The sequence below is a fragment of the Denitratisoma oestradiolicum genome (genome assembly GCF_902813185.1).
Lineage (GTDB): Bacteria > Pseudomonadota > Gammaproteobacteria > Burkholderiales > Rhodocyclaceae > Denitratisoma > Denitratisoma oestradiolicum.
Window position 1 is genome coordinate 3,877,186 of sequence record NZ_LR778301.1, and the last position, 21,041, is coordinate 3,898,226.

The following is a 21,041-nucleotide window of genomic DNA, read 5'->3' on the forward strand; positions in this document are numbered from 1 at the left end:
CCGCCCGAAAGTTATTCGGCTATTTTGATTCCGGCCACCTTGTGGGGCGGCCGGAGGAGGGCGGAATCACAGGGGGTATACGTAGTCCCGATGTATACCCGCCACCGAACTCCTCGTTTATCAGGCTGCACGGCTTTTGGGTTCCGTGACTGCCTGGTAGAGGGTGGTGCGGCGCCAGGGCCGTCGGCCGATGCTGCGAGCCAGCTTCTCCAGCGCCTGGGCCGAGAATTCCTGGCCATGGGTACCGCCGGCGGAACGGGTGATGGATTCGTACATCAGCACCCCTCCCAGGTCATTGGCCCCGGCCTGGAGGCACAGGGTCGCCCCCTGGCCCCCCATCTTGACCCAGGAGGTCTGGATGTTGGGGATCAGGGGATGCAGGGCCAGCCGCGCCACGGCGTGCATCAGCAGGGATTCCTTGAGGGTGGGGCCGGCCCGGGACTTGCCCCGGCGGCCCATGGGGGCCTCCATGTGCACGAAGGCCAGGGGCACGAACTCGGTGAAGCCACCAGTGATCTTCTGCAGGTTGCGGACATGCAGCAGATGGCGGGCCCAGTGCTCGGCCCGATCCACATGGCCGTACATGATGGTGGCGGTGGTCTTGATACCCACCTCGTGGGCGGCCCGCACCACTTCCAGCCATTCCTGGGTGTTGATCTTGTCGTGGCAGATGATGGCCCGCACCTCGTCGTCCAGAATCTCGGCAGCGGTGCCGGGCAGGGTGGACAGGCCGGCCTCCTTCAGCATGCGCAGGTAGTCGTGGAGATTCATGCCCAGGGTGCTGGCCCCCTGGTGGATCTCCAGGGGCGAGAAGGCGTGCAGGTGCATGCCCGGCACCCGGGCCTTCACCGCCTCGATGATCTCCCGGTAGGTGTGGCCGGTGTACTCGGGATGAATACCCCCCTGCATGCAGACCTCGGTGGCGCCCTTGTTCCAGGCCTCCTCGGCGATGTCAGCCACCTGGGCCGGGTCCAGCCGGTAGGCCGGACCCCGCAGTTCCGGGGTGGCCCGGCCCTTGGCAAAGGCGCAGAAGTTGCAGCGGTAGGTGCAGATGTTGGTGTAGTTGATGTTGCGGTTCACCACGAAGGAAACCCCGTCCCCCACCACCTCGACCCGCAGTTGGTCGGCGGCCCGCAGCACGCCGCGGAAGTCGTCCCCCTCGGTGGCGAACAGGGCGACGATCTCGGCCTCGGAGAGGTCGGCCCCGGCCCGGGCCTTGTCGATGATGGCGGCGATTTCAGGATGGACCGACAGGGGCCGGGTAGCGTCCACCCAGGCGGCGGCATGGACCGGCATGGGGTGTCCGGCGCCGGCGTGCCAACTATCGGTGCGGGCCCGGCCAAAAATGTCGATGCGGGCCAGCAGGGCCGGCACCAGGGCGGCATCCACCCAGCGGGCCGCCTGCATCGCGTGGGCCGGCGCCAGGGCCAGGCGCTCGGCCAGGTGGCGTCCCGCCGCCGTGGTCTCGGCGGCCAGTTCCACCAGATGGGGCCAGGGGGCCTCCGGATTCACGTGGTCGGGAGTCACCGGGGAGACGCCGCCCCAGTCATTGACCCCGGCACCCACCAGGGCCGCCAGGCCGTCCCGCTGGAGATTGGGGGGCGCCTGGAGCGACATGGCCGAACCGAAGATCAGCCGGGCCACGGCCAGGGTCCATAGATGCTCGTCCAGGGAGGGCTCCGGGGCATCCGCCATCTTGGTGTCGGGCTTGGCCCGGAAGTTCTGGATGATGACTTCCTGGATGTGGCCGAATTCGTCGTTCAGGTCCCGCAGGGCCAAGAGGGATTCGATGCGCTCGGCCCGGGTTTCGCCAATGCCGATCAGGATGCCGCTGGTGAAGGGCACCGCCAGTTCCCCGGCGGTGCGCAGGCAGGCCAGGCGCACCGCCGGGTCCTTGTCGGGGGAACCATGGTGGGGCATGCCCTTTTCGCACAGCCGGGGCGAGGCCGATTCCAGCATGATGCCCATGGAGAAGGAGACCTTGCGCAGCCGGGCCATTTCCTCGGCGTTCATGATCCCCGGATTGAGGTGGGGCAGCAGGCCCGTCTCCTCGTAGACCAGGCGAGCCATGGCTTCCAGATAATCCAGGGTGCTGGCATAGCCCATCTCGTCCAGGGCGCGGCGGGCGGCACCGTAGCGCAGCTCGGGCTTGTCGCCCAAGGTGAACAGGGCTTCCTTGCAGCCCGCGGTGGCGCCGGCCCGGGCGATGGCCAGGACTTCCTCGGGACTGAGGTAGGGGCTGGCCAGTTCACGGGGCGCCTGGGCGAAGGTGCAGTAGTGGCAGACGTCCCGGCACAACTGGGTCAGCGGAATGAAGACCTTGCGCGAATAGGTGACGATGCGGCCGAAGCCTTCCAGGGTCAGGGCTTCCGCCGCTGCCGCGAGGGCTGGCAGGTCCTGGCAGTCGGCCAGGCCCAGGGCATCTTCCCGGCTCGGGCGATGGCCCTGGCGGGCGGCGGCGATGATGGCGTTCAGACTTGTTGCGGGCATTCCTTGCTCCTCAGTGCAGCAGCGAGAAAGGCGTAACGGGCGCCTCCCCTTGCAATCAATGCTTCCAGGTCCGCCGGTTCGTCCACGTCGAAACCCAGTCCGGGCCGGGTGACGACGGCCGCCGTGCGATCGGCCCGAAGGGCCTCGGCCTGGTGGCGGGTAAAACTCATGGGACCGAAATGGAAAGTGAAACGGCCAGGCAGGGCCAGGTGGATGGCGTTGGTGCCCTGGGCGTTCCGATCCGGGGCCAGGGCCAGACCGGTTTCGCGGCCTGCGGCCACCAGGGCGTCGATGTCGGCGGCGGTCAGCAGGGGAAGGTCGGCATGGAGCACCAGGACTTCGCTCACGCCCCGCCGCTCCAGTTCCATCACGCCGCTGGACACAGCGACGTTGAGCCCGCAGCCGGGGTCCGCCAGGCGCAGCACCTCGGGGCCCAGTTCCACCGGGTCGGCACTGACCACGGCAATGCCGTCGATGGAGGTGGCATCGGCCAGCACCGCCACCACGTGCTCCAGCATCAGCCGCGCCATCTGCTGGCGCTGGACCGGCGAGAGCACCCCCGCCAGCCGGCCCTTGCCTTCACTGCGGGTCTTCAGGGGAATCAGGGCCCAGCAAGTCATAGAACAGCCCTCCCCCCATCCCCCGCCCCAAGGGCGGGGGTGACTGCGGTTCGCGGGCTACGCCCGCTCCATCTCCTGGCTGCCGCGCCTTGAGGCGGCTCGGCGGCGCGGCCGGCTTCGTTTGGCGCTTGGTCTGCCCCTTCTCCAGCCACCCCAAGGGAGGGGGTGACGGCGGTTCGCCGGCTAACGCCGGCTCCATGAATAAGGCTGCCGCGCCTTTGGGCGGCCATGCGACGCGGGGCACTCATGGACGCTTCAATTCCTTGGCAAAGGCCAGGCATTCCCGGGCCAGCCGCTCCCGGTCTTCCAGGGTATTCATCAGGGTATCCGCCAGTTTCACAGTCGACTTCAGCCCATCGGCCAGGGAGGCATCCCGCTGGTCAAGGATGAAGCCATCAATCAGACTCCCATAGTAATCCGTCACGGCGGCCGGGGAAACCGGGATACCCAGTTCGGTCATGATCTTGGCCGTGGGGCCCTTCACCGCCTTGCCGCCGATCAGCGGGGAGACAGCGATCACTGGCGCAGAGGCCTTCTTCAACATGTCCCGCAACCCCGGCACCGCCAGGATGGGGGCAATGCTCAGATAGGGGTTGGAGGGGCAGATGATCACGGCTTCCAGGGCCGGATCGGCCAGGGCGGCTGCGATGGCGGGTGCGGGCCGGGCCCCTGGTGCGCCCCGGTAGTCCATGCCGGTCAATACCGGCCGGCACTGGTGGCGGACAAAATATTCCTGGAAATCCAGTTCTCCCTCGGTGGTGGCAACCCGGGTGCGTACCGGATCGTCGCTCATGGGCAGGATGGAGGCGGTAATGCCCAGCCGCTGGGCCATGGCCGCGATCACCTGACTCAGGGTCTGGCCGGCGGCCAGGCGCCGGGTGCGCTCCACGTGGAGCGCCAGGTCGCCATCGCCGAGGCGGAACCAGGTCTCGCCCCCCAGGCGCTCCAGGGTCTCCATGAAGGTCCAGGTCTCGTCCCGGCGGCCCCAGCCCAGCACGGGATTGGCCAGGCCGGACAGGGTGTAGAGGGTGGTGTCCACATCGGGTGAGATGTGCAGTCCGAGATGGTCGAAGTCATCGCCGGTGTTGGCGATCACGGTCAGTTTTCCGGGGGGCAGGCTGCGGTACAGACCCAGAGCCAGCTTGGCGCCACCGATGCCACCGGAAAGAGCAACCACACTCATGCTGCAAAACTCATGTAAAAGACCGCCGCTGCCTGGCTCATTGGAACATGTCCTCTTCCAGGGGACGGATCAGGGCCTGGCCGTTGTTTTCCGGTGCGGTCCAGGACAAGCCCCGGGCCAGCACCATGGGCGTGCCCTCGGCACCCTCGCCCATGGCCAGGGCCGCACCGGCGGCGATGGCGTCGGCGTAGGCCACCTGGGTCACTTCCAGGATGCGGCCATGGCGGTCCTGCTCTCCCCGGCGATCAATCAGGGCCGGCAGACCGGCCACGCCCAGGGCCACATTGACCACACCATGGCGCCAGGCCCGGCCGAAACTGTCGCTGACGATTACGCCGAGCCGGCAGCCCAGGCGCGTTTGCAGGGCATCCCGCAGGGCAGCGGCGGAAGCGTCGGCATCCAGGGGCAGCAGCAAGGCCACATCTTCCCCCTGCACGTTGGAGCGGTCGATGCCCGCGTTGGCCATGACGAAACCGCAGCGGTGGCGCACGATCAGCACATTGGGTTTGGCCCGCAATATCTCGCGGGATTCAGCCAGCACCAGCTCCACCACCCGGGGGTCCTTGCCGGTGACGGCGGCCAGTTCCAGGGCCCTGGGGGAAGGGGTGACAGTGCCCAGATGCACCAGTCGCCCCTCGGACTTGGAAATGACCTTCTGGGCAACCACCAGAATGTCGCCGTTCCGGACCGCCAGAGGAATACGGGAAAAGGCCGCGCAGGCGATCCCTGCCAGGTCATCGCCGGCGAGTATCTCGCCGATGCCCGGCAGGGCAGTGAAACTGATGGGGGAAGTCATGGAATGCTGATGGACCGCAATGGCGGCGCAAAGGATCGAGGACGCCGCAATTATCGACTACTTGCCAGCCTTTGTCTGTCCTCCAATTGGGTGATCTTTCGCCATTCGGGCAGCCCAGATGCCATTGTCAGGCCACCATCTGAATGTTCTCGGGTTCCCAGTAGCCCCGCAGGGACAGCAGCTGCCCCTGGTCATTCACCTTGTAGGTGAAGACGCCGAAGATGCGGATATGGACCTCTTTGCCCTCGATCTGGTTTTTCAGGTCCAGGGTCACCTGGTTTGCGCACTCGTTGGCGGCCCCGTAGGAGTTGTGAATGGTGATGGTGATGTCCGAATGGGCGATGTTCTGTTCCCAGAAGGCCTCACGCTGGGCCGGAGTCGAGTGGCCCTGGCCGGTGGGGTCCAGATAGGAAACACCGATGGGGTCCTCGATGATGCCATCGGGAGCGAAGAGCCCGAGCCAGCCAGCCTTGTTGTGGCTATGCACGTATTCCCGGGACTTCTCGGCAACGGTCTTGGCGGGGTATTTCTGGGTCATGGCGAATCTCCTCAAAAGCAGGGGTGGTGGGAGGGACTTCCGAAAGGATTCAGTCAAGCAGGTCGGCCACCCGGGCCACCTGATCCACATCGTCGCTGGTGGGGATCAGATGCACCTCGTCGGCGCCCAGGTCTTGCAGTTGGCGCAGCACGGCCTTCAGTTCGGTTCCAGTGCCGGCGAAGCCGGTGACGGGCAGCATGGCGTTCAGGGCGGCCGGTTCGATCCAGTTGAAATAGTGGCGCAGATGGCGCTGCACCTGATCCCGGGCACCGTCGCCGAGGGCGAACCAGAAGGAGGTGGTGAGCCGGGGCTCGGGGCGGCCCGCTTCCCGCCAGGCTCGCCGCACCTGATCGAAATAGGTTTCCAGGGCCTTCATGTCCAGATTGCCGCTGAATCCGGCGACGCCATCGGCCCAGGTGGCGGCAGCCCGGATGGCCTTGGGGCCCTGGGCCCCGGCCAGCAGCTCGGGACCGCCCTTTTGCACGGGCGGCGGACCCACGGGCTTCAAGGCTTCCACCACCTTCTCGCCGCGCCAGACCCGCTTCATGATCCCGACCCGCCGGGCCAGGTCAGTGTGGCTGCGGGTGTCAGGATCGGCACCCGCAGCCAGATAGTCCTCGGTTCGACCGCCGATGCCGAGACCCACCGAAAGCCGGCCCCGACTGAGCATGTCTCCGGTGGCCAGACACTTGGCCAGCATCACCGGGTCATGGAGCTGGGCAACGATGACGGTGGTCACCAGACGGACCCGTTCGGTCCAGGCCGAGCAGGCGCCCAACAGGGTCATGATTTCCGGGTTGTCGAAAGCCATGCGTTCACCGAAGCAGAGGGAGGCATAGGGCCCCCGGTCCACGGCCCGGGCCCAGGCTTCCAGAACCTCCCGGTTCACATGGGGTTCCATCAGCGGCAGGGTCATGCCCAGTTTCATCTGATGTTTTTCCACGTCAATCAGCTGAACTGCCGGATGACAAGATTGGCGAAGCGCTCCATGGCCTTTTTCTTCACGTCCAGCTGGCGGATATCGTCGCCATCGTCGATCCACTTGGTGGCGCCCCAGGGGGACAGCATCCAGGGGGCGATGCAGGTGGTGTCGTGGACGCCCAGCGCGGCCAGTTCCTCCACCACGGCGGGTTTCAGGGCCTGGGCCAGGGCCACGCAGGGCGAGAAGCTGTCCAGGGTCAGGCCCGCCTCCCGGCGGGTTTGCTGCATCGAGGCGAGCACCGGTTTCAACTGGGACAGGGACAGGGGCACCCCCAGCCAACCGTCATTGAGGGCCGCCCGGCGCAGGGCTGGCGCACTGCCGCCACCGCACCAGATGGGGATCGGCGCGCTGGGTGCCGGGTGCATCGCGGCGTGCTCGAAGCGAAAGAATTCGCCCTGATGGCTGATTTCCTGGCCGGTCCACAGTTTTTTCATCGCCGCGATCAGCTCGTCCATGCGCCGCCCCCGGGAGGGGAAATCGATGCCCGCCAGATCGTATTCCTCCTTGATCCAGCCCACCGAAAGCCCGCACATCACCCGGTCGCCGCACAAGGCTGCGAGGGTGGCGACGGCCTTGGCCACGGTGAAGGGGTCCCGCAGGGCGCCCAGGTAGATGTTGGTGCCCAGCCTGAGATGGCGGGTGGCTGTGCTCATGGCGGCCAGGGTGATCCAGGGATCGAGCCAGGGCGTGTCCGGCGGCCACCACATCTTGCCGTCCTCGGTATAGGGATACTTGCTCTCGATCCGGGTCGGCATCACCAGATGGTCGGCCATGGTGATGCCGTGGAAGCCCAGTTCCTCGGCGTGACGGGCAATCTCCACCAACTGGCCGGTTTCGTAGATGGGCATCAGGGAAAGCCAGAATTTCATTGACGGTACCTCCTCGGTGGGAAGCGCTCCGGCAAGGAGCCGCGACGGTTCGAGAGTATTGCAAATTCCGGCCCCTGCAAACGAGGGACTGCCAAATGCGAACTCTCTTGGCCTGGCAGCCTTTTGACAGCCATGCCCAGAGTGGGCATGCTCTCACGCCGTGGAATTCAAGCAGGACTGCACGATGGACAAACCTAGCAAGCCCGAAATGAGTTGTTCCGCCGATACGCCCAATCCCCAGCGGCCCCTGGCGGCTCCCCTGGCCGACGAGGCCCTGCTGGTCTCCACCCTGGCCAGTCGTTTCCTGACCGGCTATCTGCGCAAGGCCTACCAGAACTTCGATGGTGATCTGATCATGGGCCTGGTTTTCGGCGAGGTCTGTCTGCGCAACATCGACCGGGTGATGCGGCCCCTGGCGGCCCAGCAGGACAAGGCGCCGGAGCAGTGGCAGGCCTTTCTCGAAAAATTGAGCCGGGAAAAGATCACACCCTGCAATGCCCTGTCCATCAGCGAGGCGACCGGCATTCCCCGGGAAACGGTACGACGCAAGGTGAAGAAGCTGGAGCAGATGGGCTGGCTGATACGGGAAGATCTGGACAAGCTGGTGGTCACCCACAAGCCCATCGAACTCCTGCACGACTTTTCCCTGGAGGTGGTGCAGGACCTGCTGGAATCCTCCCGGGAGGTCCAGGGCGTGCTGGATACCATAGGTCGACGGCGCTGATATCACCAGCCAGAGGGGCCGGGAAAGTTCGGGCCTTGAATCGTCTCCTCACCTGTCGAAAGGAAGCTCGATGAAACGTCTTCTGTCCTTCGCTCTCCTGGCCTGGGCCAGCCTCCTGGCGGCCACGTCCCTTGCCGCCGGCAAAACCGAGCTCACCTGGTACGGACATTCCGCCTTCCGCCTGAAGACGCCGGCCGGCCGGGTGATCCTGGTGGACCCCTGGATCACCAATCCGGCGAATCCCCGCGGCCAGAACGATCTGGAGCAATTGGGCCCGGTGGATCTGATCCTGCTCACCCATGGCCATGGCGACCATATCGGCAATACCGTGGACATCGCCCGCCGGACCGGCGCCAAGCTGGTGGCCACCGCCGACCTGTCCCGGGCGATGGTGGCCTACCGGGGCTATCCAAAAGAGGCCGCCACCCCGGCCACCATCGGCCATTTCGGCGGCGAGCTCAGCCTCCTCGACGACGAGGTGAAAGTGGCCTTCGTACCCGCCCTGCACGGCTCGGACCTCGAAGCAGCCGAAGGTATGCCCAATGCCGGGCTGTTGGTCGCCGGCGGCGAGGCGGGAGGCTTCCTCATCAGCGTACGGGATGGACCGGCGATTTATCATGCCGGCGATACCGACGTGTTCTCCGACATGGCCCTGGTGCAGCGTTTTCGTTCGGTGGACATATTCATCGCCCCCATCGGCGACAAGTTCACCATGGGTCCCGGCCGGGCAGCCCTGGCCACCCGTTTCGTGGCGCCGCGCAGCATGGTGATCCCCATGCACTATGGCACCTTCCCCGCCCTCACCGGAACACCGGCAGCCTTTGGGCAAGCACTGAAGGCCGAGGGCCTCAAGACGCCGATGCGGGAGATGCGGGTCGGTGAAACCCTGGCGTTCTGATGGGCGGGGTTAGGGCTCCGGGGGCTTAGCGAATCGCCTTGATGGCGGCGGCATGGGCCTTGTCGTGGCCCGGATCCTTGGGTACGGTGAGGGTGATCCGCTGCACAACCCCGGCGTAGCCAGCGCGGTCTTCGGTACGGCCGACGGCCGCCAGCTGGAAACGCTGAAGGGGGCATCCCCGCGCAAGGCTAGCGCTGCCCCCTCCCCGTCATTCCGGCGCAAGCCGGAATCCAGATTTTGGTGTGGAAACTGGGTCCCGGCCTGCGCCGGGACGACGGTTCGGAAGATGATGGACCTTTGAAACTTTGTTTTGATCCATTCATCATTCATGGGATTGCCCTGAATTCATGGCCCGGCGGGATATCCGGGCCATGAGTGGTCAATAGTATTCGCAGCAGCCATCATGACTGAGGGCGGTGCCGGTGATGAAACGGGATTCGTCCGAGGCCAGGTAGACAAAGGCGTGGGCCAGGTCCTCGGGCTGGCCGGCGATGTTGAGCTTGTTGAGGGAGGCCAGGGCCGCTTCGCCCGCCGCCATGGATTCCCACACGCCTTGCTCGACATATTTCTGACACCCGTCACGCATCAGGGGCGTCATGGTCACCCCGGGATGGATCGAGTTCACGCGGATTTTGCGGGGGCCGAGTTCCTTGGCCACACACAGGGTGAGCATTCGCCCCGCCGCCTTCGACAGGTGATAGCTGAGATTGTTTGGGTTGCTCATGAACGAGCCCATCGACAGGTTGTTGATGACGGCAGCGCCGCCAGCATGGAGCGGCGCCCGCCGGGCCAGTTCCGGCAGACAGACCTGGATGCCGAGGAACAATGCGTCCAGGTTCACGGCCATCACCTTGTGCAGGTCGTCGAGGGACGTGGTTTCGATCCCGCCGTGGATGGATATGCCGGCGTTATTCACCAGGATGTCCAGCCCGCCAAAGCTTCTCACCGTTTCCGCCAGCACCTGTTGCCAGGAGGCGGGATCGGTCACGTCATGGGCCAGCAGGCGGAAGCGGTCACTGCCGACCTGCTGGCGGATCACCTCGGCCTCGTCGCTCCGCAGATCGGTGGCGACGACACCGGCAGCGCCCTCCCGGAGAAATGCATCGCAAACAGCGAGGCCGATATTGCCGCGCCTGCCAGCGCCAGTGACCAGCGCTACCCGGCCGTGTAATCGATTCATAGAAAGTCTCCCATGGGGCCGTAAACCGGGAGCAGGGGGACATGTGTCGAGGGGAGAAGCAGATACAGCCAGTCCGCCGCGCAAGGTTTTCCCGATCCCGGCAAGCGGGCGATTTTGCGATGGAAGGCTGGTGCTTCCTAATGAAAACGTTTCATTGCCGGTATGCAAGGGATCAATTTGTGACAGCACTGCCCGCTGTCGGGAGTTAAGGGGCCCAAGAAAATGACAGGGGTTGTTCTGGTGGCTTTGTGGTGGACCACAGGACCCCGAGGGGGCGATTCTTTTCAGTCAGACTTCCCGGGGAAGGCAGGAGTCGGCCCAGACTGTGTAAAAACGCTCTAGAGATTTGTGAACTGGGTGCGTATTGCTCGACAGTTTTCAGAATAGTTGCGGCGGCTTCCGGAAATTGACTGACTAGTTTGGGCAAGGCCATTATCAGGCTCTCATCGCCGCCATCAGTGTTCCATTACCTATGATTTTCATCATTCGTTTCAGGTTGTAGGCGAGAACATGTAGGCTCATTTCTGTACTGACGTGATCAAGTGTCTTTGTCAGGAAATGTGCACTACCCATCCATGATTTGATTGTCCCGAAGGGGTGTTCGACAGTTTGCCGACGAATGCGCATGCTGTCTGGTGCAAGATCAAGACGCCGCTCCATGTCATCCAGCACTGCCTGATGTTCCCAGCGGCTCACGCGACGATAGTCACTCGGCGTGCATTGCCCCTTGATGGCACAAGTCGGACAAGCTGAACTCCAGTAACGGTTCATCATCAGGCCGCCTTCGACACGGGCAAAGCGCCAGACAAGGCGCTGTTCTGCCGGGCAGCAGTACTCATTGGCTGATGCGTCATAGATGAAGTCGGCCTTGTCGAATCGTCCCTCAGCCTTGGCTGCCGATGTATGTGTTTTGGGAACAATGGCCTTGATCCCGGCTCCTTGGCAAGCGAGGATTTCCTCGCCCCTGAAATATCCCCGATCTGCAATGACGGTGAGAGTTTCACTACCGATGGCCATCCGTGCTTGCTTTGCCATAGAGGTCAGCTGTCTGCGATCAAGGCCATCGTTGGTGACTTCGTGGGCAACGATCAGATGGTGCCTGGCATCAACGGCAGTCTGTACGTTGTAGCCTACGATCCCCGTGCCTCGCGTCTTCATGGATCGGGCATCCGGGTCGGTCAGGGATAGCTGCTGATCAGGTGCCTCCTTCAGTTCTGCCTCGATGGCCTTGAGCTTCTTCATCTGCTCCTTTAAAGCAACGATCTTGTCCTTGAGCCGTGCTGTCTTGGCTTCGGCAATGGCGGGTTCCTGGCGATCTGCCGTATCCATCTCGACCAGATAGCGCTCAATGCTGGCTTCAATCTCTTGCATTCGTCGTTGAAGCTTGGCGGCAGTAAAGTTTCTGTCTCGGTTATTGACGGCCTTGAACTTACTACCGTCGATGGCCACCAGCGCCTCGGAGAAAAGACCCAGTCGCTGGCACAGGACAACAAATTGGCGGCAGACGCTTCGGATGGCCTTGCCGTTCTCCTTGCGGAAATTGGCAATGGTCTTGTGATCCGGTGTCAGTCGCCCGGTCAGCCACATCAGTTCGACGTTGCGTTGTGCCTCCCGTTCTAGGCGCCGGCTGGATTGAATCCGATTGAGATAGCCGTAGATGTAGAGCTTGAGAAGAACCGCCGGATGGTAGGCCGGCCGCCCTGTGGCCGCTGGCTCGACACCTTCAAACCCCATTTGCCCCAGATTAAGTTCATCAACAAAGACATCGACGACTCGAACCGAATTCGCTTCGGCAATATAGTCGTCCAGAACTTCCGGCAACAACGTACTTTGCGTCCTGCTCTCGCCTTCTATGAATCGCTTCATCTAATCACTCCGAAGATGCCTATTGCATGGATAGGCGCAGAGCGCTATAAGTTCCTTGTTTTTACACAGTCTGGGCCAGAAGCAGCCGCTGATCATTTGCCCTGATAGCAGACGTTCTTGGTACTAAAAAGCTCTATGACATAATGCCGAGAAAATAGAATGCTGCTGTGTGTCAACTTTTGCTGTATGTACTAGTCGGACCCGAGATGGGAAATTAAATGACAAATCCAAAAATTACGCGTCTTGCGTCCTCATTTTTGTTTGTTAATAGGCGAACCGATGGGTCCATACATTAACTGTTGTGCTTCACCTTGATCGGGGCAACGTATGAAACTAGAAACGTTTGACGATGTTCTCGCATCCATTCGGAAAAACTCACGTCGGCCGTTTCATCTGCTATTGGGAAATGGCTTTAGCGTCTCATACGACCCAAAGATATTTTCCTATAACGCCCTTCACGAGTTCGTTCAAAATCTCAGGGATAAAGACCTTTCAAAGATTCTCGAAGTAATTGAGACTCGCAACTTCGAAGTAATAATGCAGTACTTGGATAACTTCGCCGCGCTAGTAGATGCCTTGGGTGGCGATCCAAAACTAAAGAAACGCGTGGAGGACGCAAGCGCCAAGCTGAAAAAGAGTCTGTTGGACGCTGTGAAAGCAATGCACCCCGAGCATGTTTTCAAGGTGCCAGAAGATCAAAGCGCTGCCTGCGCCACCTTTCTCCAGCAATTCTTGAACACTAACGGGCACATTTATTCGACCAACTACGACTTGCTTTTGTATTGGGTCCTAATGCGAAATGGCATACTCAATCACGTCGATGGCTGTGGAAGAGAGCTTGAGAATGACACAGGCGAGTACATGGCCCCAGAGGATCAGGAGTGGTCGGACCTAATTTGGGGGAAGAACCGTAACAAACAGAATGTATTCTATCTGCACGGAGCCCTTCCATTCTTCGACAGCGGGGTAGCCGTGGTTAAGGAGGAGTACGACGTTTACAACTATCTACTCCAGAAGATAAGCGCACGAATGGAAAAGGGTGAATACCCGATCTTCGTAACTGCAGGTGATGGACAGAAAAAGCTAAACCATATAACTCATAATCAATACCTCACCTATTGTTACGACAGCTTTTGCCAAGCAGAAGGCTCATTAGTAACCTTTGGGTTCAGCTTCGGGCAATACGACGAACATATCATTGCAGCCATCAATAAAGCCGCCAAGCAAAAGGTTCCCAACAAACTCTGGAGTATTTACATCGGCGTCTATTCGCCCGAAGACAAGAAGCATATCGAACAGATCGAAGGAAAGTTCCGATGTAAAGTACACGTCTTTGACGCGAAGACCGCAAAGGTATGGGGGTAGCCGCGACGTGAAACACAACCCTACGGTCGAGTTCGTCTCCTTCTGTCGCTGGAAGCTGTGCGATAAATCCACGCAGCGACCCCACCTTCACGGCATACCTCTCAAATGACGGCTTGGCACAGATGGACGTAAACGCTATCCTTCGCTCACTGCCTTGGAGGCAGAACGGAACGCCTCGAATTTGCAGCTTCGGCTGCGACAATGGGGGTGTGGCGTCGCAGCCTCACCAACCAAATGGCAACTTACTTTTACTAGGTTCGTTCCGTGGAGAGCCCGAGACTTGTCTCGGGCTTTTTGTTTTCTAAGGGCCAAAGATGAACCTGGAATTGCTACTGAAAGAGCGAATAGTCGCCGAGTGCACAAAACTGATCGACCGGCATCACGCGTACCACAACCACCTACACCTCGAATGGCTTCGCAATCGAGGTCGTATCGCCGACGCGCCTGCAAAGGAAGTCAAGGTTCCTGAGTATTGGGCGCTCGACCCAAAATACAACCCATTCCACGTGCGTCGGAACGCGACAGCAATCGCTATGTCCATTGCACGCAAGCTAACTGCGCGCTCGTACGTGCCACACGCTCCGCACTACAAGACAATTCCAAAGCCGGGGGGTGGTGAACGTGAATTGACTATCTATCAAATTCCTGACGCCGCGGTATCAAGCTACTTCTACGGTCGACTACTGGCCAAGAATAGGCACCGGTTCAGCTCTTTCTCTTATGCCTACCGAAATGATCGCAATATTCATTTTGCGATTCAGGATATCGCTGTTGACTTAGCGCAAAACGGTAGGACCTTCATTGCTGAGTTCGATTTCTCGGACTTCTTCGGCTCCATCGACCATACATTCCTGTTCGCACAGCTTCATGAAAATGGCTTTCTTGTCAGTGAAGAGGAAGAGGACGTTATTAAGGCGTTCCTGAATGGCCGAGATCGTGGAATACCGCAAGGCACCTCTCTCTCCCTGTTCTTAGCAAATCTGGTTTGCTGGAAACTAGACAAGACTCTGGAGAAAGCGGGTCTCAAATTTGCTCGGTATGCGGATGACACGGTTATTTGGAGTCCCACATATGCGGCAATCTGCGAGTCGTTCAATATCGTTGACGCGTTCTCGCGTGAGGCAAAGGTTTCAATAAATGTTAAGAAGTCCGATGGAATTAGTCTTCTTGCCAAGGACGGCCTAGCGGCAGAGATTGCCTCGAAGTCGTCGTTCAATTTTCTCGGATACGCAATTGGGGTCGATCGCGTATCTATTCGAGACAAAACGATCCAGCGCATCAAAAAACAGGTGTCCTACCTCCTTTACCGGAACCTAGTTCAGCCGCTGAAGAGCACACCACTCAAAGGACTTGTCATTCCTGCCAACAACCGTGACAAGGCACTGTTGACGGCCATAATGCAAATTCGCCGATATCTTTATGGCGGTCTGCTTCACCGCGACATGGTTGCCTACATCAAAGGACGACGCAAGACACTTCATTTCAAAGGAGTGATGAGTTTCTACCCATTGCTTGACGACGTTGAGCAACTCCGTGCCTTGGATGGTTGGCTCTTATCTGCAATTGATAGATGTGTCCAGGCTCGGTCACGACACCTGCTATCTCACGGGTTCGATAGGCGGCATTCCTTTCCCTTCAACGTGCAGCGAAAGGACATATTGGCCAGGTACCGGAGAAAGCTCGTCGCAGGCAAGCCTCTTCTAGAGGTACCAAGCTTTAAGTTGATATATCGGGCTCTGCAACACGGAGTTGTTGAGGCCGGTATCGAGAGAGTCATGCATCCAGAGTCGTCAAAATATGGCTATGGAGACGCGTAACCATGTAGTCCAACGGACCTACGCGAAAAGTTGCGCAGGTCGTTCACTTCTACGTTCCCTGAGCGGCAGCATTCTTATACAGTCAATAGCTGATTAGGGTCGGGAGTTCGCCTTCGCCAGCCAAGAAAGCTGACCTTCGCCGCCGCGATGGCCTGAATGTCCGTTGACCGCAGAACACTTGTCGCTCATCTGACAAGGGTTGTACGGCGACTAATGCCGAAAAGCACAAATTCGCTGTGCGGCAGGCAGCTTGGAGCAAGCTGTTGAGTATTGCGTGTCCGCAACCGAATAAGGCTCGCGGTCCGGTCATCGCTGATTGCCGCTATCCCAGCGTGCGAGGGCTGCTTGACCAGACGCCTATTGTTGGCGTTTCCTTACGGCAGGATGCGCAGTTCCCGATAGCGGCGACCGTACTTGCGGATCATCTCGAACGTATCCATGCAGTCGTGGAATCCCGCCTGGCGCAGCTTGATCGTGCTTACCAGCCCCCAGCGCAGCGGATTGCCGTCGGTCGCCGCGGCCGAGCAGTTGCTCATCAGCATCGATCCGCCAAAAAGCGCGGCCACGTCTTCAGGCGCATTCAGCTGATAACGACGTACCATGTCGCGCCACAGTCCCGCCATCCCCTCGACCTCGCGCACCATGTTGTAGCTGCGCGGCGCACCGAGCGGCAGGCCAATAACTTCGGCAATGACCGGAAACCGATCGAAGGCCGCGATGACGTCGCCGTTGGATATGTTGAATATCTCGTTGCGCGCAGCCGGCGCCTCGGCCGCCCACTCGAGCGCTTCGGCGATGAGATCGGCATCGGTGATCTCGTTCACCGGACTGATGCCCTCGGGCACCGGCAGATCGAGCCCCGCTTCCTTACGCAACGCACCAAACAGCAGCAGCATCAGCACCGAATTCATCGGCGAGCCGGTGGCGACGCCGGCGATCCCCACCGGGCGCAACACCGTCCAGTCCCAGTTCCGCCCGCGCTGCTTGTCCCAGAGGTAATCCTCCTGCTCGAAATAGAAATTCGGGCACGGCGGGCGCGGGAGGCTCTCACGCATCGGAATCGGCACCTGGAGTTGCGGCAGGTGGCAGCCGTAGGCCTTCGCGCCATGCACCAGCGAGACGTGCTGAAGATTGCGCGCCGCAGCCGAGAGCGGCTCGAATAGGTTGCGCAGCATGGCGGCATTCTTCTCGATCTGCACGGGATCCGACCAGCCGCCGAAGATGTCCTCGGTTTTCTCGCTGACCGCACCGTAGATCAAGTGCGTGACGTCCGACATCTCGCCGAAGGCGCGTGCACAGGCGCCCTCGTCGCACAGATCAACCGCGACGTGCTGCACGCTCGCGGCAATGTCCACCGGCCGGCGCCGAGAGACTGCCACCACCTCCCAGCCTTGCGCCGCAAACCGACGCACGGCCGCGCCCCCGACCAATCCGGATGCACCGGCGACAACGACTTTCTTTTTCATTGAATCTCCTGCTTGTAGTTATTGAGTCTCACGGCATGCCGTGGCGGTGGTGATGGTGAATCGTTCGGGGTTAAGTTGTCCAGATTTTGCGGGCGCATTCCGGCGCCGTGCTGTGCTGGCGACCCGCCGCGGCCGAGGGATTGACGGTGCCGCGGACGGCGATATCAATCGTTCCGCTTGCCGAACATTCGGCTGGCGTTGACTCGTGGTCGAGCAGGAAATCCCGGACCAGCGCGGCGGCGCTTTCGGGGTCCTCCTGCATGAAGCAGTGCCCGCCGGCGACCTGCCGGATTTGGATTTGCGCGTTCAGCGCGGCGGCCCGATGCGCTGCCGGTCCGACAAAGGGCATGGTGTGCGTGCCATGGGCGATCAAGGTCGGCACCTGGATGCGTGCGATCGAGCGCCAAAGGCCGCGTGGACCTGAGCTGAAGACGCGAGCCTCGGTCTCGGGATGGCATTTGAGTTCCACGCCCCCGTCCGTGCTGTCGCGCAGCGCATGTTCGACGAAGGCCACCAAGGCGTCGTCGCTCCAGCCCCGATAGGCGCCGCGTCCCTGCAGGGATTGCAATGCCGCGGCGCGGCTCGGCCAGTGTCGGCGCCGGCGCAGCGTGGCCCGCGCCAGCGGCACGAAGCGGCCCATCCGCAGCAGATTCACCAGCGCCATCGACGCCGCCATGCCGCGCGAGAACAGTACCGGATCGAGCAGCACGGCACGCTGGAACGGCTGCTCAGCCTGCGCCAACAGCAGCGTCGTCAACACGCCGCCGAAGCTGTGGCCGACGGCGAATAGCGGCACCGCGCCGAACGCATGGCGATGGGCGGCAAACGCCTCCAGCGCCAGGCGGGCGCTGTGGTTCCAGCCCGGAAAGCGGGTTCCCGGATCGCTGTCGCCGTGGCCCGCCACGTCCGACAGCCACAAGTCGAAATCCTCGGCGAGCCGCCTCAGCATCGGCTCGTAGACCCGCCCGCAAAAACCGTTGCCGTGCAGGAAATGGATGACCGGTTTGCCGCTGGGCGGCGTCAGCCATCCTCTGAGCGTCAATTCTGGGCCCCGCAGGGTATGTGACCAGGGACGAAACATGGGGTGCGAGTATAGAGATGGCGAACGTCTCTTCAGGGTTGCGGATTCAACTGATCGCGGCCGGCTGACGGCATGTGGCTGCCGATGCGATCTTCATCATCAATCTGCTTCTGGGCTGGACGCTGTTCTTCTGGTTTTGGATGCTGGTTGATGGGCTGTTCGGCCATGCCCGCGAGAGAAGGGAATAAGGGGCAGGCCGAGCTTTCCTGCCCCACGCTGCCGCTTCGACTCCTACGACAACCGTGCCCGGATCGCCTCGATGGCTTTCCCATGGGCGGCATCGTGGCCGGGATCGTTGGGCACGGTCAGGGTGATCCGCTGTACCAGGCCTTCGAAGCGGGAAGCCAGGGCCTCGGGCAGTTCATCGTAGCGACCAGTGACCAGGAACTCGTCCAGCACCTCGTCGGTCAACGCGCCGGCCATGTCCTTCCAGCGGCCTTCCCGGGTCATCTGCAACAGGTTCTTGCCCACATCCTTCCAGCCGAAGAGTTCCAGGCTGGGCCAGTAGGCCGGGGTGGAAAAGAGGAAGGCCAGGGTGCCGCGGAAGCGCTCCCGCTCGGCCTTCACCGTGGCGTCGTCGGGGCCGCAGGCCACCAGCTCGTTGGCGCAGACCATGGGCGGCTTCAGGGCCGGGGCACGTTTCACCACGCCTTCGGCGATGCGGGGCAGGATGGCTTCACGCAGGTAGCGGGCCGAGGTGTTGGTGGGGTGGGTGTGCATGCCGTCGGCGGCGGAACCCACCAGGTTCAGCATCTTCGGTCCCACGGCACCCAACATGATGGGTACGTCGGGCGCGTCGATGGGGCCGGGATTGAAGAAGGGCTGGAGCCGGGTGAACTTGTAGTACTCGCCGACGAAGTTGAGGGGCTCCCGGGTGCGGAAGCTCTTGAAGATGGCCCGCAGGGCGCCCAGGTATTCCGCCATGCCGGCAGCGGGAGGCAGCCAGCGCGCCGAATAGCGGTCCTCGATGTTCTGCTGGATCTGGGTGCCCAGGCCCAGCTCGAAACGGCCGCCGGACATTTTTTGCAGATCCCAGGCGGCCAGGGCCACGTTCATGGGGCTGCGGGGAAAGGCCACCAGCACCGAGATGCCGACTTTCAGACGGGTGGTGGCGGCCAGGGCCTGACAGGCCAGCAGCATGCCGTCGTGGATGGCGTCGGGGACAAAGATGCCGTCGTAGCCCATGGCCTCGACGCGGCGGGCGAAGGCGCCGATGGTTTCCAGACCCTGGGTTTCGGGGGTTGCGGCGAAAATTTCCATGATGAGATTTCCTGAGAGGGTTTCCGTGAAACAGCCCATTGAAACAACAAGTCAAACATTCGAGCGTAGCGCGCCAATACCATCACTTCTTCGTCATTCCGGGGCCGCGTAGCGGAACCCGGAATCCAGAAAATCCATCCGGGCACCTCTGGATTCCGGGCTCTGCCCTCGCGGGCAGCCCCGGAATGACGATGGCGCAGTAGTAGGTTCAGCGTTCTTTGTCTTTGCTGATGTTGGGTCCCGCCGAGCCCAGGGCCCGGGTCTGGGCATAGGTCGGCGTATGGGCCAGGAGGCCGCCATCCACGGGCATCACGTGGGCATTGACGAAACTGGCGGCATCGGAGGCCAGGAAGATCACCGCATTGGCGATGTCGGCCGGGGTGCCGGGCCGGGGGCTGAGAATGTTTTCTGCATCGATGCGAATCTGCTCCGTGGGGAACACGGCGGCCAGCCGGTCGTGGAGGATCAGGCCGGGGGCGATGGCATTGCAGCGGATGCCCTGGGCGCCGTAGAGGGTGGCCACGGAGCGGGTCAGGGAGATAACAGCGGCCTTGGCGGCGCTGTAGGCCGGGATGCCCAGCTGCCCGGAGAGGGCGGCGCCGGAGGTGATGTTGACGATGGCACCGCCGCCTCGCTTGAGCAGTTCGGGAATCCCATGCTTGCAGCACAGCATCGGCGCCCGGGCATTCAGGGCCATGGTGGCGTCCCAGAGATCCGCCTCCATGGACAGGATGTCCCGGTCCTTGGCGAAGCTGTTGCCGCAGTTGTTCACCAGCACGTCCAGGCCGCCGAAGGCTGCCACCGTGGCCCGCACCAGTTCGCGGATGTCGTCTTCCCGGGTGACATCGGCACATACCGCGATGGCCTCGCCGCCCGCCTGCTTCACCTGGGCCAGGGTTTCCGCCAGGTTGGCCTCATGGATGTCGCTGATGGCCACCCGGGCTCCCGCCGCGGCCAGCATCAGGGCCGTGGGCCGACCGATGCCGCCGCCGGCGCCGGTGAGGATGACGGATTTGCCTTCGAGGGCCCTCATTTGCCTTGCTCCCGGCCCCGGTTGAACACCCCCTCGCGGCGGGTGGCGATGGTGGCGGCGCTGACCTGCTTGGCCGATTCGATGCCGGCCAGCTTCTCGGCCTTCAGGGCATCGGGCAGGTGCATGCCATAGCCGTCGTCGATCAGCTTTTTGTAGCCCTTCAGCACGTGGGGCACGCAGCTGGCCATCTGTTGGGCCATCGTCATGCAGGTGGGCAGCAGTTCCTCCGGCGCCACCACGCGGTTGGCCAGGCCCCATTCATAGGCCTGGGCGGCGGTGACGGTGTTGCCGGTGAAGCTGATTTCCTTGGCGCGGTTGATGCCGATCAGGCGCGGCAGGCGCACCGAGAGGCCCCAGCCGGGCAGGATGCCGACCCGGGCGTGGGTGTCGGCGAACTTGGCGTTGGTCGAGGCGATGATGAAGTCGCAGGCCAGGGCCAGTTCGAAGCCGGCGGTGACGGCGTGGCCGTTCACCGCGGCGATCACCGGACCCTCGAATTCGGCAATGGCCTCGGCCATGTCCTGGCCCACCACGCTCTTGTCGAAGCCCGAGGCGTCGTCGCCGCCGCTGCTCAGTTCCTTCAGGTCCATGCCGGCGCAAAACGCCCGGCCAGCGCCGGTGATGATGGCGGCGCGGATCTCGGGATCGGCCTGAAGATCACGGAAGGCCTGGCCCAGAGCCAGACGCAGCTCGGCGGAGAAGGCGTTCATGGCATCGGGCCGGTTGAGGGTCACGATGCCCACCGGGCCTTCTTTTTGCAGCAGCAATACGGGTTCGGACATGGGGTGCTCCTGGGAATGCGGGATGACGTGTTGGATCAGGGATAGGGAAACGAACAAGTCCCCATCCGTTCGGGCTGAGCCTGTCGAAGCC

Annotated in this window: 19 protein-coding genes; 4 read left to right on the forward strand and 15 right to left on the reverse strand. The window is 62.1% G+C overall.

Annotated features, from left to right (window positions below; genetic code table 11):
- Positions 1–120 precede the first annotated feature (120 nt).
- From cofH to DENOEST_RS17725, 7 genes are all read right to left on the reverse strand, one after another.
- Positions 121–2,490 carry a 5-amino-6-(D-ribitylamino)uracil--L-tyrosine 4-hydroxyphenyl transferase CofH gene (gene cofH / locus DENOEST_RS17695; protein ID WP_183148280.1) on the reverse strand — a complete coding sequence of 790 codons (2,370 nt, stop codon included), beginning with the start codon at positions 2,488–2,490 and terminating at the stop codon, positions 121–123.
- Entirely contained in the window at positions 2,472–3,110 is a 639-nt protein-coding gene (gene cofC, locus DENOEST_RS17700; RefSeq protein WP_145772365.1) for a 2-phospho-L-lactate guanylyltransferase, read from the reverse strand. Before cofC ends, cofH begins: the two co-directional genes overlap by 19 nt.
- Positions 3,111–3,354: 244 nt before the next feature.
- Entirely contained in the window at positions 3,355–4,293 is a 939-nt protein-coding gene (gene cofD, locus DENOEST_RS17705; RefSeq protein ID WP_145772364.1) for a 2-phospho-L-lactate transferase, read from the reverse strand.
- A gap of 37 nt (positions 4,294–4,330) precedes the next feature.
- Positions 4,331–5,089, reverse strand: coding sequence for a coenzyme F420-0:L-glutamate ligase (cofE, locus tag DENOEST_RS17710; protein ID WP_145772363.1), 759 nt, complete (start codon positions 5,087–5,089; stop codon positions 4,331–4,333).
- 127 nt (positions 5,090–5,216) lie between these two features.
- The gene (locus DENOEST_RS17715) at positions 5,217–5,627 is read right to left on the reverse strand and encodes a nuclear transport factor 2 family protein (RefSeq protein ID WP_170228320.1); all 411 of its coding nucleotides are present in this window, start codon (positions 5,625–5,627) and stop codon (positions 5,217–5,219) included.
- Positions 5,628–5,676: 49 nt separating this feature from the next.
- Positions 5,677–6,555: an LLM class flavin-dependent oxidoreductase gene (locus DENOEST_RS17720; RefSeq protein ID WP_197970651.1), complete on the reverse strand. Its 879-nt coding sequence runs from the start codon at positions 6,553–6,555 to the stop codon at positions 5,677–5,679.
- A 20-nt stretch (positions 6,556–6,575) separates the two neighbouring features.
- Positions 6,576–7,478 carry a TIGR03619 family F420-dependent LLM class oxidoreductase gene (locus tag DENOEST_RS17725; protein WP_145772361.1) on the reverse strand — a complete coding sequence of 301 codons (903 nt, stop codon included), beginning with the start codon at positions 7,476–7,478 and terminating at the stop codon, positions 6,576–6,578.
- Positions 7,479–7,662: 184 nt separating this feature from the next.
- Here DENOEST_RS17725 and DENOEST_RS17730 point away from each other — a divergent pair, with 184 nt between their 5' ends.
- Positions 7,663–8,202, forward strand: coding sequence for a hypothetical protein (locus DENOEST_RS17730; RefSeq protein WP_145772360.1), 540 nt, complete (start codon positions 7,663–7,665; stop codon positions 8,200–8,202).
- 70 nt (positions 8,203–8,272) lie between these two features.
- A complete protein-coding gene (locus DENOEST_RS17735) occupies positions 8,273–9,100 on the forward strand; it encodes a metal-dependent hydrolase (protein WP_145772359.1) in 828 nt (275 codons plus the stop codon).
- Between the two features lie 379 nt (positions 9,101–9,479).
- On the opposite strand, the gene DENOEST_RS17740 is transcribed toward DENOEST_RS17735, so the two are convergent.
- Both DENOEST_RS17740 and DENOEST_RS17745 read right to left on the reverse strand, forming a co-directional pair.
- On the reverse strand, positions 9,480–10,280 hold the full coding sequence (locus DENOEST_RS17740; RefSeq protein WP_145772358.1) for an SDR family NAD(P)-dependent oxidoreductase: 801 nt from the start codon (positions 10,278–10,280) through the stop codon (positions 9,480–9,482).
- 435 nt (positions 10,281–10,715) lie between these two features.
- Entirely contained in the window at positions 10,716–12,146 is a 1,431-nt protein-coding gene (locus DENOEST_RS17745; RefSeq protein WP_145770476.1) for an IS1182 family transposase, read from the reverse strand.
- 327 nt (positions 12,147–12,473) lie between these two features.
- Between DENOEST_RS17745 and DENOEST_RS17750 the strand changes: the two genes are divergently transcribed.
- Positions 12,474–13,511: a DUF4917 family protein gene (locus tag DENOEST_RS17750; protein ID WP_145770475.1), complete on the forward strand. Its 1,038-nt coding sequence runs from the start codon at positions 12,474–12,476 to the stop codon at positions 13,509–13,511.
- A 314-nt stretch (positions 13,512–13,825) separates the two neighbouring features.
- The gene (locus DENOEST_RS17755; RefSeq protein WP_145770474.1) at positions 13,826–15,328 is read left to right on the forward strand and encodes a reverse transcriptase domain-containing protein; all 1,503 of its coding nucleotides are present in this window, start codon (positions 13,826–13,828) and stop codon (positions 15,326–15,328) included.
- Between the two features lie 374 nt (positions 15,329–15,702).
- Here DENOEST_RS17755 and DENOEST_RS17760 read toward each other — a convergent pair whose 3' ends face one another.
- The 6 genes from DENOEST_RS17760 to DENOEST_RS17785 all read right to left on the reverse strand — a co-directional run bounded on the left by DENOEST_RS17760 (position 15,703) and on the right by DENOEST_RS17785 (position 20,950).
- Complete coding sequence (locus DENOEST_RS17760) at positions 15,703–16,794, reverse strand: NAD-dependent epimerase/dehydratase family protein (protein WP_145770473.1); 1,092 nt, start codon at positions 16,792–16,794, stop codon at positions 15,703–15,705.
- A 70-nt stretch (positions 16,795–16,864) separates the two neighbouring features.
- Positions 16,865–17,836 carry an alpha/beta fold hydrolase gene (locus tag DENOEST_RS17765; RefSeq protein ID WP_197970652.1) on the reverse strand — a complete coding sequence of 324 codons (972 nt, stop codon included), beginning with the start codon at positions 17,834–17,836 and terminating at the stop codon, positions 16,865–16,867.
- 71 nt (positions 17,837–17,907) lie between these two features.
- Positions 17,908–18,090, reverse strand: coding sequence for a hypothetical protein (locus DENOEST_RS17770; RefSeq protein ID WP_145770471.1), 183 nt, complete (start codon positions 18,088–18,090; stop codon positions 17,908–17,910).
- Positions 18,091–18,106: 16 nt separating this feature from the next.
- Complete coding sequence (locus DENOEST_RS17775; protein ID WP_197970653.1) at positions 18,107–19,135, reverse strand: TIGR03617 family F420-dependent LLM class oxidoreductase; 1,029 nt, start codon at positions 19,133–19,135, stop codon at positions 18,107–18,109.
- 208 nt (positions 19,136–19,343) lie between these two features.
- Positions 19,344–20,168: an SDR family NAD(P)-dependent oxidoreductase gene (locus tag DENOEST_RS17780; RefSeq protein ID WP_145770470.1), complete on the reverse strand. Its 825-nt coding sequence runs from the start codon at positions 20,166–20,168 to the stop codon at positions 19,344–19,346.
- The gene (locus DENOEST_RS17785; RefSeq protein ID WP_145770469.1) at positions 20,165–20,950 is read right to left on the reverse strand and encodes an enoyl-CoA hydratase; all 786 of its coding nucleotides are present in this window, start codon (positions 20,948–20,950) and stop codon (positions 20,165–20,167) included. Before DENOEST_RS17785 ends, DENOEST_RS17780 begins: the two co-directional genes overlap by 4 nt.
- Positions 20,951–21,041: the final 91 nt, after the last annotated feature.

Bases quoted from the DNA above. Each gene is read 5' to 3' on its own strand.
- cofH (WP_183148280.1), bottom strand. From the start codon at position 2,490: ATGCCCGCAACAAGTCTGAACGCCATCATCGCCGCCGCCCGCCAGGGC.
- cofC (WP_145772365.1), bottom strand. From the start codon at position 3,110: ATGACTTGCTGGGCCCTGATTCCCCTGAAGACCCGCAGTGAAGGCAAG.
- cofD (WP_145772364.1), bottom strand. From the start codon at position 4,293: ATGAGTGTGGTTGCTCTTTCCGGTGGCATCGGTGGCGCCAAGCTGGCT.
- cofE (WP_145772363.1), bottom strand. From the start codon at position 5,089: ATGACTTCCCCCATCAGTTTCACTGCCCTGCCGGGCATCGGCGAGATA.
- DENOEST_RS17715 (WP_170228320.1), bottom strand. From the start codon at position 5,627: ATGACCCAGAAATACCCCGCCAAGACCGTTGCCGAGAAGTCCCGGGAA.
- DENOEST_RS17720 (WP_197970651.1), bottom strand. From the start codon at position 6,555: ATGAAACTGGGCATGACCCTGCCGCTGATGGAACCCCATGTGAACCGG.
- DENOEST_RS17725 (WP_145772361.1), bottom strand. From the start codon at position 7,478: ATGAAATTCTGGCTTTCCCTGATGCCCATCTACGAAACCGGCCAGTTG.
- DENOEST_RS17730 (WP_145772360.1), top strand. From the start codon at position 7,663: ATGGACAAACCTAGCAAGCCCGAAATGAGTTGTTCCGCCGATACGCCC.
- DENOEST_RS17735 (WP_145772359.1), top strand. From the start codon at position 8,273: ATGAAACGTCTTCTGTCCTTCGCTCTCCTGGCCTGGGCCAGCCTCCTG.
- DENOEST_RS17740 (WP_145772358.1), bottom strand. From the start codon at position 10,280: ATGAATCGATTACACGGCCGGGTAGCGCTGGTCACTGGCGCTGGCAGG.
- DENOEST_RS17745 (WP_145770476.1), bottom strand. From the start codon at position 12,146: ATGAAGCGATTCATAGAAGGCGAGAGCAGGACGCAAAGTACGTTGTTG.
- DENOEST_RS17750 (WP_145770475.1), top strand. From the start codon at position 12,474: ATGAAACTAGAAACGTTTGACGATGTTCTCGCATCCATTCGGAAAAAC.
- DENOEST_RS17755 (WP_145770474.1), top strand. From the start codon at position 13,826: ATGAACCTGGAATTGCTACTGAAAGAGCGAATAGTCGCCGAGTGCACA.
- DENOEST_RS17760 (WP_145770473.1), bottom strand. From the start codon at position 16,794: ATGAAAAAGAAAGTCGTTGTCGCCGGTGCATCCGGATTGGTCGGGGGC.
- DENOEST_RS17775 (WP_197970653.1), bottom strand. From the start codon at position 19,135: ATGGAAATTTTCGCCGCAACCCCCGAAACCCAGGGTCTGGAAACCATC.
- DENOEST_RS17780 (WP_145770470.1), bottom strand. From the start codon at position 20,168: ATGAGGGCCCTCGAAGGCAAATCCGTCATCCTCACCGGCGCCGGCGGC.
- DENOEST_RS17785 (WP_145770469.1), bottom strand. From the start codon at position 20,950: ATGTCCGAACCCGTATTGCTGCTGCAAAAAGAAGGCCCGGTGGGCATC.